This window comes from Yimella sp. NH-Cas1, assembly GCF_022359705.1.
Taxonomy (GTDB): Bacteria; Actinomycetota; Actinomycetes; order Actinomycetales; family Dermatophilaceae; genus Yimella; species Yimella lutea.
Window position 1 is genome coordinate 45,907 of sequence record NZ_JAKSGG010000001.1, and the last position, 12,369, is coordinate 58,275.

A 12,369-nucleotide genomic window follows, 5' to 3' on the forward strand; every position below is an offset into this window, starting at 1 on the left:
GGGAGCATTAGCGAGCGATGGCACCAAGGTCGCGACTATGGTGACCGAAATGAATGACGAGTCCGCCAACGAGGCCCTGCTCCGACCGGTGCGGTCGGGCAATGTCTTTGAAGAGACCGTCAACCGGCTATTGCAGCTGGTGTGGCTTGGCGTGTACGAGCCCGGTGACGCCCTGCCGCCCGAGCGGGAACTCGCAAGTAAACTGGGAGTGGGCAGGGACACCGTCCGGCAGGCGATCAAGTCACTATCGGACGCGGAATACTTCACCACCAAGCGCGGACGGTACGGAGGGACGTTTTTCGCAGACACGGTGCCGAGGCGCCACTCGACGGTGTCGAGACGTGTGTGGACGCCAGCGGACATTGCTGACCTGCTCGGCATGCGTGAAGTCCTCGAGGTTGGGGCCATCCGGTTGGCTTCGAGGCGAACCCTGACGGCTGTGGAGCGCGACGTGCTGTGGATGCGTCTCAGTGAGGTTGAGCAGGCCGGACCGGACGATTATCGAAGGCTGGACTCTCGCCTGCACCTGACTTTTGCAGAACTGGCAGGGGTACGAACGTTGACCCCACTGTTAGCCGACAACCGTATGGCGCTCAACGAACTGCTCGATCAGATACCGCTGCTCGGCCCCAACATTGCGCACTCCAACCACCAGCACCGTGCCGCCGCGATGGCCGTGCTGACAGGCGACGAGTCAGGCGCAGCCGGAGCAATGCAAGAACACCTGTCGGGGACGGCGGCCCTTCTCCATGGGTTCCTGGACGGGGCGCCGACGCGCCAGGGCAACGAGGATCGCGACGCGACCGATCTTGTTGAGACCGGTCCCCATGGGCCGCCCGGGCTCCCCTCCTAACGCACCCTGTCGACGTGTCCTTACAGCTTGACCCACCAGGGTCGCGATACTTTCGCTGAGCTCCATCCCGTGGTCCGTTGACATCACTCGGTGCCACGACTACGTTCTAGACTTAGATAACTGAAGACTATTCGCCGCTTGAACCACAGCGGGAGAGTCCTTCCTCTACTCGAGGGGGGCGCCGAAGGAGCAACTCTCCCCGAGAATCTCTCAGGCCCCGTTACCGCTGTCGTGAGGCGAACTCTGGAAAGTCAGGACTAGTGTCCTGCACCCACGGTGCAAGTTGCCCACTCGGCAGCGAAGCTCTCAGGTTTTCCGATGACAGAGCGGGGAGGCCACCCACCAGGTGTCGCATTCGCGGCCCTAGGACCAGGAGCCTCTGCTATGACATCGTTGAGTGCAGACGACTACGACCGCGGTTTTGTTGGTCGTCACATCGGTATTGACGCCGAAAGTCGCGCCAAAATGCTCGCCGAGATCGGTTTTCCGGATCTGGACAGCTTGATCGACACGGCTGTCCCTGGGAAGATCCGCACCACCAGCGGTCTTCGTCTGCCGGAACCGGCCACGGAGGCCGAAGCGGCCGGAGAACTGGCGACCCTTGCGGGAAGCAATGTCGTTTCGGTGCCAATGATCGGTCTCGGCTATTACCCATCGCTTACCCCAGCGGTGATCCGGCGCAACGTGCTTGAGGATCCGGCCTGGTACACGGCCTACACCCCTTACCAACCCGAAGTCAGCCAAGGCCGACTTGAGGCGCTGCTGAACTTCCAGACGATGGTCGGCGATCTGACGGGTCTGCCCATGTCCAATGCCTCCCTTTTGGACGAGTCCACTGCAGTGGCGGAGGCCGTTATGGTCATGCGCCGCGGATCGACGTCAAAGTCCAGCAAGGTGCTGGTCGACACGGACACGTTGCCGCAAACCCTCGACATTCTTCGGACACGCGCCACGGCAGTTGGAGTGGAGGTCGTCGAAGTCGACGTTACCCAGCCGCTGCCGAAGGATGACTTCTTCGGCCTAGTTGTCTCCTACCCCGGCGCCTCCGGAGCGGTCCGTGACCACCGGCACCTCGTGCGCAGCGCGCAGGACCGCGGCGCCCTAGTCACCATCGCCGCCGACCTTCTGGCCCTGACCATGTTTCTCTCGCCGGGAGAGTGCGGCGCCGATATTGCGGTCGGATCAACCCAGCGCTTCGGGGTGCCGTTGTTCTACGGTGGCCCTCACGCCGGTTACATCGCGGTGCGTGACGGGCTGCAACGTCACCTTCCCGGACGATTGGTAGGTGTCTCTCGGGACAGCGACGGGAAGCCCGCGTACCGCCTGTCGCTGCAAACGCGAGAGCAGCACATCCGTCGCGACAAGGCGACCTCCAACATCTGCACCGCCCAAGTGCTGCTGGCCGTCGTAGCTTCCATGTACGCGGTCTACCACGGCCCTGTCGGGCTGAGACGAATCGCGGAACGGGTCCACGCCCATGCCAACGCCATCGAAAGCGGGCTCCGAGAAGTTGGTATACCGGTCGTACATGGCGCTTACTTCGATACCTTGCTGGTGCGCGTCCCGGGCCATGCCGACGAGGTGCTCGCGGCCGCGGCCGCTAAGGGCCTGCGGCTGCGGGGGGTGGATTCCGACCACGTCGGAGTCAGTTGCTCCGAGATCACCACCAGCTCACACGTGGACCTGGTACTTGAGGCGTTCAGCACCCTTGAGCAGGTCGACGTGATGGATCAGCGGAAACCCGATGCCATGCCCTCGACGCTGCGGCGCGAGAGTCCGTTCCTCACGCATCAGGTTTTCCACAGCTATCGTTCAGAGACCGAGATGCTGCGGTACCTACGTCGCCTTTCGGCTCGCGACTTTGCGCTGGACCGAGGCATGATTCCGCTGGGTTCATGCACTATGAAACTGAATGCGACGACCGAGATGGAGCCGATAAGCTTGCCCGGCTTCGCGAACTTGCATCCGTTCGCCCCCGCCGAGGACGCCTCCGGATACACCGAGCTTGTGCGCCAATTGGAGGGGTGGTTGGCCGAAATTACCGGTTATGCCGCGGTGTCAATTCAGCCCAACGCCGGCTCGCAGGGGGAGTTAGCGGGACTTTTGGCCATTAGGGGTTGGCACCGGGATCGCGGAGACGAGCAGCGAGATGTCTGCTTGATCCCTTCTAGCGCGCACGGGACGAATGCTGCGTCCGCGGTCTTGGCGGGGATGCGAGTCGTTGTTGTGGGTTCTCACGACGATGGCACGATCGACTTGGGGGAGCTGGAAAAAAAGTGTATTGAGCACACTGACAACCTGGCCGCCATCATGGTGACCTACCCGTCGACGCATGGTGTCTACGAGGACAGCATCACCCAGCTCTGCGACGTCGTGCACGCGCATGGGGGACAGGTGTACGTGGATGGGGCAAATCTCAACGCCCTACTTGGTATCGCCAAGCCCGGCGAGTTCGGAGGCGACGTCTCCCACCTGAACCTGCATAAGACTTTTTGCATCCCCCATGGTGGAGGTGGACCCGGGGTCGGGCCGGTCGCGGTAGCGGAACACCTAGTTCCGTATATGCCGACCCACCCCTTACATCCAGACGCCGATCGTCGCGGGAACCACGGAAGCATCAGCGCTGCTCCCTACGGGTCAGCCGGGATCCTTCCCATCCCGTGGGCGTACATCCGGATGATGGGTGGCTCCGGCTTAACCGAGTGCAGTCACGTTGCCGTGCTGAACGCGAACTATGTCGCCCATCGACTGGCGTCACACTTCCCAATTCTGTTCACCGGCGAAGATGGGTTGGTCGCACACGAGTGCATCGTCGACATCCGACCAGCCACTGCGAAGACCGGGGTCACCGTCGAGGATGTCGCCAAACGGCTGATCGACTACGGCTTCCACGCCCCCACGATGTCTTTCCCGGTCGCGGGCACGCTGATGATCGAGCCGACCGAGTCTGAGAGCCTCGCGGAGATCGACCGGTTCTGTGATGCGATGATCGCAATTGCAGCCGAGATAAAGCAGGTAGCCGCGGGCACTTGGTCGGTGGAGGAGAGTCCGCTGCGCCACGCGCCCCACACCTTGGCGGATCTCGTGGGTCAATGGGGGCGCTCGTACCCGAGAACAGTCGGCGCGTTCCCGGCCGGTGTGGATCCCGACAAGTACTGGCCTCCCGTGGGGCGCATCGAGAACGCGCATGGTGACAGGAACCTCGTCTGCTCTTGCCCGCCCCCTGAAGCGTTTGCCGCTGTGGGACCACAGGGAGCTTCGGCATGACGTCGCCTCTAGCGGCAAGGACCACACCGCTGCATGACATTCATCGGCAACTCGGCGCGACGCTTACAGACTTCGCCGGCTGGTCTATGCCGCTGAAGTACACGTCTGAAGTCGCAGAACACCACGCGGTCAGACGCGCGGCGGGGATGTTCGATCTGTCCCACATGGGTGAACTCGAGTTGAGTGGCCCCGAGGCCGGAGCCGCCCTCGACTACGCCTTGGTCAGTATGCCGTCACGGATGCAGGTTGGTCAGGCCCGCTACTCCATGCTGGTTTCCGCCAACGGCGGCATCCTCGACGACCTCATCGTGTACCGACTCACTCAAGAGAAGTTCATGGTTGTGGCCAATGCCGCCAATGTGCGAAGGGTGTACGAGGAACTGGTGGCACGGGCAAGCGGTTACACGAGCGAGGTTCGCGACGCCTCCGCGGAGTGGGGCCTGATCGCGGTCCAGGGGCCCTCGTCGGCGCTGATTGTCGCCGAGGCGACCGGGGATGACGTGTCGGGTCTCACCTATTACTCGGTCGCTGGAGCCAGGGTGGGCAAGCATGATGTGCTGCTGGCCCGTACCGGGTATACCGGCGAGGACGGCTTCGAGGTGTACTGCGCGGCGGACGCCGCCGTTGAGGTCTGGTCGGAGTTCGCCGTTCTGGGCAGCCCGCATGGGCTGGTCCCCGCTGGACTTGCCTGCCGTGACTCCCTTCGGCTCGAGGCGGGTATGCCACTTTATGGTCAGGAGCTGACCTCTCAATTAACTCCGTTTGACGTCGGTCTCGGCAAGGTGGTCGTGCACGACAAGCCCGCCGGCAGTGTCGGTGCTGCGGCGCTCTTAGAAGCCCGTGACGTCGACCGCGCTCGCCGTCTGATCGGTCTGGCTAGTGTCGGGAGGCGCGCACCGCGAACCGGACATGCCGTGCTCCGGCCCGGCACCGGTGAGCGAATTGGGACCGTTACCAGCGGTGTCCCGTCCCCGACCCTCGGGCATGCGGTCGCCATGGCAATCGTCGACGCAGACGACGTAGAACCAGGCACCAAACTTGAAATCGACGTCCGCGGGCGGACCGAGCAGGTCGAAGTAGTCAAGCTTCCGTTCTACCGACGCCACCGCTGATGCGCGGGTCGTGGCACGAACCCACCCGGGCAGACAACTACTAGCTTGCAGGAGATTCCTATGACCATCCCAACTGACCTCAGCTACACCGACCAGCACGAGTGGCTCAAGGTCGACGGCGACAACGCGCGCGTCGGAGTGACCGCTTACGCATCCGAAGCCCTCGGCGACGTCGTGTTCATCGAGCTCCCGGCCATCGGCAGCAAACTTTCTGCTGGCGAGCCCTGCGGCGAGCTTGAATCCACAAAGTCCGTCAGCGATCTCTTTTCTCCTGCTAACGGAGAAGTTGTCGAGATCAACCAGGCGGTCGTGGACAACCCGCAACTGCTCAACGACGACCCGTTTGGTACCGGATGGCTTTTCGTCATGCGCTTAGAGGGCGAAGCCCCGCTGCTGGATGCTACGGCCTACGCCAAACTTACGACCGAGGGCTGAGATGACCATGCTTAACGAGTCTTTGGCGTCCTACGACCCGGAAGTTCACGCCGCGATCCGAGCGGAACTAGACCGTCAGCAGTCCACCCTGGAACTCATCGCAAGCGAGAATTTCGCACCCGTTGCGGTGATGGAGGCTCAGGGGTCGGTCCTGACGAACAAGTACGCGGAAGGCTACCCCGGACGGCGTTACTACGGGGGATGCGAGCACGTCGACACCATCGAGCAGCTCGCCATCTCGAGAGTAAAGGAGCTGTTCGGCGCGGAGCACGCCAACGTTCAGCCCCATTCTGGCGCCCAGGCTAACGCCGCCACCATGGCCGCCCTGCTCCAGCCGGGTGACACCATCCTCGGTCTGGACCTGGCACATGGCGGACACCTCACTCACGGCATGCGCCTCAACTTCTCAGGCAAGCTGTACAACGTCGCGGCCTATCACGTCGACGACACCACCTACCGCGTGGACATGGAGGAAGTACAGCGATTGGCGGTCGAACATCGGCCGAAACTGATCGTAGCCGGTTGGTCGGCCTACCCGCGCCACCTGGACTTCGCCCATTTCCGCAAGATCGCCGATGAGGTGGACGCGTACCTCATGGTCGACATGGCCCACTTCGCCGGCCTCGTCGCGGCTGGCCAGCATCCCAACCCCACGCCTTTTGCTGATGTCGTGACCACCACCACCCACAAGACGCTCGGCGGGCCCCGCGGTGGTGTCATTCTCACGAATCGTGCGGATCTGGCAAAGAAACTCAACAGCGCCGTATTCCCCGGCCAACAAGGTGGGCCTCTTGAGCACGTGATCGCGGCGAAGGCCGTGGGTTTCAGAATGGCCGCGTCGCCAGAGTTCCGCGACCGACAGATCCGCACCCTGCTGGGGGCAAGCATCATTGCCGATCGGCTGGCTGCTCCAGGCATGGCAGAGGCCGGGGTATCGGTGCTCACAGGAGGCACCGAGGTCCACCTGGTGCTGGTAGACCTTCGTGAGTCGGAGCTCAACGGTCAGGAGGCCGAGAACCGGCTCCATTCAATTGGACTCACTGTGAACCGGAACGCCGTGCCATTCGATCCCCGCCCGCCGATGGTCACCTCGGGGTTGCGTATCGGCACCCCGGCGCTCGCTACGCGGGGGTTCACGGAGCAGGACTTCGCGGAGGTCGGTGACATCATCGCCGAGTCGCTGGTGCCAGCGTTCGACGACAAGGTGGCGAACCGGTTACGTGACCGCGTAATCAACCTAGCGGCCGCTCGACCGCTGTACCCGGAGCTCTAGGATGACTAGCGCAACTATGAACCTCCCGCCGGAGGGGCGTAAGTTGCTGCGGCTCGAGGTACGCAACTCCGAGACCCCGATCGAGCGCAAGCCGGAGTGGATCAAGACCCGGGCGAAGATGGGACCGGAATACACCGCGCTGCAGAGCCTGGTGAAGTCCGAGGGCCTGCACACGGTGTGCCAGTCCGCGGGCTGTCCCAACATCTTCGAGTGCTGGGAGGACAAGGAAGCCACCTTCCTCATCGGTGGCGACCAGTGCACCCGCCGCTGCGACTTCTGCCAGATCGACACCGGCAAGCCGCAGCCCCTCGACCGTGACGAGCCCCGCCGCGTCGCCGAGTCGGTGCAGAAGATGGAGCTGAAGTACGCCACCATCACCGGGGTCGCGCGCGACGATCTGCCCGACGGTGGCGCCTGGCTCTACGCCGAGACGGTCCGCGCGATCCACGAGCTCAACCCTGGCACCGGCGTGGAGAACCTCATCCCCGACTTCAACGGTGAGCCGCACCTCCTGCGCGAGGTCTTCGAGTCCCGTCCCGAGGTGCTCGCGCACAACGTCGAGACCGTCCCCCGCATCTTCAAGCGCATCCGTCCGGCGTTCCGCTACGAGCGCTCCCTCGACGTCATCACCCAGGCACGCGACTTCGGACTGGTGACCAAGTCCAACCTCATCCTCGGCATGGGCGAGACCCGCGAGGAGGTCAGCCAGGCGTTGCGCGACCTCCACGAGGCGGGGTGCGAGCTGATCACCATCACCCAGTACCTCCGCCCCTCGCTGCGCCACCACCCCGTCGAGCGGTGGGTCAAGCCCCAGGAGTTCGTGGAGCTCAAGGACGAGGCCGACCAGATCGGGTTCTCCGGCGCCCTGTCCGGTCCGCTGGTCCGCTCGTCCTACCGTGCGGGTCGCCTGTACAACTTGGCCATGAACCGGAGGAACCATCGATGACACTCAGTGCGTTCGACCTCTTCTCCATCGGAATCGGACCTTCGTCCTCACACACGGTCGGCCCTATGCGCGCCGCCAAACGTTTCGTCGATGATCTTGTGGCCACGGGGACGTTGGGTGACGTCAGGCGAGTACGGGCCCAGTTGTTTGGTTCTCTCGGGGCCACTGGTCGCGGCCACGGCTCGCCTAAGGCCGTCATCCTGGGTTTGGAGGGTGAAGACCCGGCCGAGGTGGACACAGATACCGTTGATGCCCGAGTCGCCCGCAACAACGCCGACGGGGTGATCACGCTTGCCGGCACGCACAAGGTCGGGTTCAATTCCAAGACAGATTTGGTGCTGCACCGACGCAAGTCACTGCCTGCGCATCCCAACGGAATGACCTTCGAGGCCTACGACGCTGGCGGGTTCATCGTGGCCGAACGCTCGTACTACTCCGTGGGCGGCGGCTTCGTCGTCGACGAAAGCGCAACAGGCGCCGACCGCCTGGTGCCAGATTCGACCCCTGTCCGCTTTCCCTTCACCACCGGCCGGGAGCTCCTGTCCATCTGCGCCCGTGAGGGTCTGAGCATCAGCGACGTGATGCTGGCCAACGAGCTGGCGTGGCGCACCGAGGCGCAGATCCGACAGGGTCTACTTCATTTGTGGTCGGTAATGGCGGCTTGTGTGGAGACAGGGTGCCGCCGAGAGGGCGTCCTCCCCGGCGGGCTCAACGTGCCCCGGAGAGCACCAGAACTATACCGCGACCTCACGAGCGGGCGGGGATCCGATGACCCCTTGAGGGTCATGGATTGGGTGAACTTATTCGCGTTGGCCGTGAACGAAGAAAACGCATCCGGCGGACGCATTGTCACCGCACCGACTAACGGCGCGGCGGGGATTGTCCCGGCTGTGCTGCACTATTACGTGCGGTTCGTGCCCGGCGCGGACGACGATGGGATCGTGCGTTTCCTGCTCACAGCTGCGGCCGTCGGCATCCTTTTCAAAGAGAATGCGTCTATATCAGGGGCCGAGGTCGGCTGCCAGGGCGAGGTCGGATCGGCCTGCTCCATGGCTGCTGGGGCCCTGTGTGAAGCGCTGGGCGGAACTCCTGAACAAGTAGAAAATGCCGCCGAAATCGGCATCGAGCACAATCTAGGACTGACTTGTGACCCCATCGGCGGCCTGGTGCAGATCCCGTGCATTGAGCGCAATGCGATCGCCTCGGTCAAGGCCATCAACGCGGCACGGCTAGCTTTGGGCGGAGACGGTTCGCACAAGGTGAGCCTCGACAAGGCAATCCGGACGATGCGCGACACCGGCCGCGACATGCTCTCTAAGTACAAGGAGACCTCGCGTGGCGGCCTCGCCGTCAACCTGATCGAATGCTAACAAGCCTCAGTGAACACCGACGGCGCTTGAGGCCACCAACGGTTGCGTCGACCTGCCTGCGGAATCGGAACTAGGGGGTGCGCTCTCCCCTGCGATGCAGAGCACGTTCCTGCTCAGTGTGGCTCAGGATCGATTCCACCTCAGCACGAGCCCGCACGATATGAAGCATCATCGCGTCAGCTGCAGCTGGTGGTTCGCGTCGCTCGATAGCCTGCAGTACGGCGGCGTGGTCATGGATGGACGATCGCTGCAGCGGTGTAAATGAGCGCCGATCAAGCGTGGAGAAGGCTACCGCTCGGGCGTCTTCGATGGCTTGTCGGAGGAGGTGATTGCCGCTCATTCGCGCGACGGTCAGGTGAAATTTCGAGTCTGCCCGGCGGAAACTGTGTACGTCAGTGCTTCTGGCCATAGCAGCCTGACAAGCGGTCAGCTCGTCGAGGTCCACTTCAAGGTGTCGTTCGGCGGCTAGTCGTGCGGCCGTGGACTCCAGCGCCAATCGCAACTCGAAGACCTCACGGACCCTTTCTTCATGTCCGGAATCTGCGCCTCGCAGACCGTCGATGTTGGGTGCCACGGTTGTCCCGCCGCTGCCACGTCTAGTCACCAACAAGCCCTCGCCCTGCAGGACTCGCAGCGCTTCTCGGACTGTCACCCGGGACACGCCCATACCCTGAGAAAGAGCTCGTTCGGCTGGAAGCCGATCTCCTGGAACAAGCAGCCCCAGGGTCAAGGCGCGCTGGATCCGCTCCACGACGGCCGCGTATGCGGGCGGCGTGTGAAGCGGGGCCACGAGGAAATCGTCATGTGACATCGCTTGCACCATACTCGTCCGACCCCTAAGGTCCCTTGGTATGCAAACCGCACCAAGGAAGCCGGGCTGATCCCGCTGACACGTTGGCGTCGAGTCCGGGGCCATTCCTCGAGCGGCGCCGCTTAGGACCTGTGGCACGTACCGCCACTATTTGCTCGTTGGCTATCCGTTATAGGGACTCGACGAAGTGCAGTCGCCTTCCAGGCCGCGTCGGGATCTGAATAGCCTGTAAGTCTTCGTCTCGGCTGGCCTGGGGCTGGCTGGCAGGGTTGGCGTCGGTCACCCGGTGCGCGTTGTGACTCCTGAATCGCCTGACCCCCCTTGGGGGTGTCATGCCTGGGATCTGTCCAGCGTGCGCTGGGTGCCGGCGCCGACCCTGGCCCACAACGATGGCTTGATCAGAAGCATGTCCACCAACGGGATTGCCGTCCCGGTGGTGTGACTCATTACAGGCCCGCCTCGTCGTGACTTCTCACCCGGGCTGACGCCGGCAACGACGTCCAACCCGAACAAGTGAGGAGAACATCGCATGCCCAGTCTGCCGGTCACGGTGGCTGAGACCTACCGCTACGTCGTAGGGGTCGACACCCACGCCGCAACCCACAGCTACGCCGTCGTCGATGACCGCGGGGCACTGCTCGACCAAGCCACCTTCCCGACCTCCCCGGCCGGGCTGCGTCGCGCGAGGGACTGGATCGGTCGCCGCACCCAAGGTGATCTCGACTCGGTGCTGATCGCCGCCGAAGGAACTGGCTCCTACGGGGCTGTTCTCAGCGACGTCCTGTCTGATGCGGGCTACCGCGTGGTCGAAGCACCAACCCCTCGGCGCGAACGTGGCCGCGGGAAGACCGACGCTCTTGACGCTGTCCTCGCTGCCCGTGCCAGCTTGGTCATGCCGCTGGCCTCGCTACGTGATCGCCGCGCCGGTCAAGCGCACACCGCGCTGCGGGTCCTCACCGTCGCCCGTGAGCACCTCAACGTCGAGCGGACCAGGTGCATCAACGCACTGACCTCGATGCTGCGCAGTCACGACCTCGGCGTCGATGCCCGAAAGTCTCTGACTTCCCAGCAGGTCACCACCATCGCTGGATGGCGACGTCGCGAGGAAGGGATCGGGACGGCGACCGCCCGCGCTGAGGCAGTCCGACTGGCCAAGCGCGTGCTCGTGCTCGATGAGGAGCTGTTCGAGAACCGTCAGCGACTGACCGAGATCGTCACCGCCGAGGCGCCCGAGCTCCTCGAATTGCGCGGCGTAGGCGCCGTCACCGCAGCCATCATCCTGACCGTCTGGTCCCACCCTGGACGCATCCGTAGCGAAGCGGCCTTCGCCGCGATCGCCGGCACTGCACCAATCCCCGCCTCGTCCGGCAACACCGTGCGTCACCGCCTCAACCGCGGCGGCGACCGCCGGCTCAACCGGGCACTGAACACCATCGTGCTGACCCGCATGCGAACTGACCCAGACACCCGGGCCTACGTCCAACGGCGCCTGGCCGAGGGCAAGACCAGCAAGGAAATCCGACGCTGCCTCAAGCGCTACGTCGGACGGCAGATCTTCCGCACCCTCGCCGCGACCCACCCAGGACCAGAAGTGCTCGCGCCAGCTGCTTGACACGACATAGAAGCATCCCTCGGAGGCCGTCGGCGGTCTACCCCAATGAGGCTAGACCGCGTAGCCGTGGACTTCTCAGGCCGGGCGTGAGTCAGTGATTCAACCGGTTCCAGCAGCCCAGAGCAGGGACCTTCGTGGGGTCGTACTCGACGACCGTGTTGGGCGGCGCGTCGGAGAAGGAGCGCGCACCTCCGTCGATCGCGTACACCGGACCATCGAAGGTTCCACTCGTCGGGTCCTTCGTGGTTGCCCAGGACCCCAGGGCTGCCTCGCCCTCACCCGCTGGTCCATCGAACGCGCCGACGATCCACCATGCGTCGGCGTTCGGGTCCGCCCACACGACAGCAGAGGTCACGGAGCTCCCGCCGCCCTTGGCCTGGACCCTCTCGTTGATGGCCTTGATCGCCGCAGAAGACGCGCCAGCACACTGTGGCCCGCGTGAAGACGACGAAGCGCTCAGAGTCGAGGTCGTGGACGGGGCTGCCGGCGATGTGTCAGCAACTGGTCCAGCCTCAGCCGTCCCACACCCGGCGAGGATCAACGCCAGTCCAGCGAGCAGCGACGGTCGGTTCAAGCGCATGCCGTGACGTTAGCGGTGGTCACTGAGACGGACTGATCCATAGCTGAGGGGGCCAGCCGGGGATCGGCACAGCCTCGTAGCCGAGGTTCATCACCTGCCACTCGTCGCCA

Annotated in this window: 10 protein-coding genes and 1 riboswitch; of the genes, 8 read left to right on the forward strand and 2 right to left on the reverse strand. The window is 63.9% G+C overall.

Going from position 1 to position 12,369, the window contains the following annotated elements:
- The first annotated feature begins 49 nt into the window (after window positions 1-49).
- The 7 genes from MF407_RS00225 to MF407_RS00255 all read left to right on the forward strand — a co-directional run bounded on the left by MF407_RS00225 (window position 50) and on the right by MF407_RS00255 (window position 9,256).
- A complete protein-coding gene (locus MF407_RS00225; protein ID WP_239700637.1) occupies window positions 50-853 on the forward strand; it encodes a GntR family transcriptional regulator in 804 nt (267 codons plus the stop codon).
- Window positions 854-992: 139 nt separating this feature from the next.
- Window positions 993-1,089: riboswitch (glycine riboswitch) on the forward strand.
- Between the two features lie 148 nt (window positions 1,090-1,237).
- Window positions 1,238-4,120, forward strand: a complete 2,883-nt coding sequence (gene gcvP / locus MF407_RS00230) for an aminomethyl-transferring glycine dehydrogenase (RefSeq protein ID WP_192912063.1) — start codon at window positions 1,238-1,240, stop codon at window positions 4,118-4,120.
- Window positions 4,117-5,232 carry a glycine cleavage system aminomethyltransferase GcvT gene (gene gcvT / locus MF407_RS00235; RefSeq protein WP_192912064.1) on the forward strand — a complete coding sequence of 372 codons (1,116 nt, stop codon included), beginning with the start codon at window positions 4,117-4,119 and terminating at the stop codon, window positions 5,230-5,232. Before gcvP ends, gcvT begins: the two co-directional genes overlap by 4 nt.
- A 60-nt stretch (window positions 5,233-5,292) precedes the next feature.
- Window positions 5,293-5,667 (forward strand): glycine cleavage system protein GcvH, encoded by a 375-nt coding sequence (gcvH, locus tag MF407_RS00240; RefSeq protein WP_192912065.1) that lies wholly within the window; start codon window positions 5,293-5,295, stop codon window positions 5,665-5,667.
- 1 nt (window position 5,668) lies between these two features.
- Window positions 5,669-6,940: a serine hydroxymethyltransferase gene (gene glyA / locus MF407_RS00245; RefSeq protein ID WP_192912066.1), complete on the forward strand. Its 1,272-nt coding sequence runs from the start codon at window positions 5,669-5,671 to the stop codon at window positions 6,938-6,940.
- A gap of 16 nt (window positions 6,941-6,956) precedes the next feature.
- On the forward strand, window positions 6,957-7,886 hold the full coding sequence (gene lipA, locus MF407_RS00250; protein WP_192912067.1) for a lipoyl synthase: 930 nt from the start codon (window positions 6,957-6,959) through the stop codon (window positions 7,884-7,886).
- Complete coding sequence (locus MF407_RS00255) at window positions 7,883-9,256, forward strand: L-serine ammonia-lyase (RefSeq protein WP_192912068.1); 1,374 nt, start codon at window positions 7,883-7,885, stop codon at window positions 9,254-9,256. The genes lipA and MF407_RS00255 overlap by 4 nt, the downstream gene beginning before the upstream one ends.
- Window positions 9,257-9,326: 70 nt before the next feature.
- Here the strand turns inward: MF407_RS00255 and MF407_RS00260 are convergent, their stop codons facing one another.
- Complete coding sequence (locus MF407_RS00260; protein WP_192912069.1) at window positions 9,327-10,067, reverse strand: FCD domain-containing protein; 741 nt, start codon at window positions 10,065-10,067, stop codon at window positions 9,327-9,329.
- 529 nt (window positions 10,068-10,596) lie between these two features.
- On the opposite strand from MF407_RS00260, the gene MF407_RS00265 reads away from it, so the two are divergent.
- Window positions 10,597-11,679 carry an IS110 family transposase gene (locus tag MF407_RS00265; protein ID WP_192912052.1) on the forward strand — a complete coding sequence of 361 codons (1,083 nt, stop codon included), beginning with the start codon at window positions 10,597-10,599 and terminating at the stop codon, window positions 11,677-11,679.
- A gap of 91 nt (window positions 11,680-11,770) precedes the next feature.
- Here MF407_RS00265 and MF407_RS00270 read toward each other — a convergent pair whose 3' ends face one another.
- Entirely contained in the window at window positions 11,771-12,034 is a 264-nt protein-coding gene (locus MF407_RS00270) for a hypothetical protein (protein WP_239700640.1), read from the reverse strand.
- Between the last annotated feature and the right edge of the window lie 335 nt (window positions 12,035-12,369).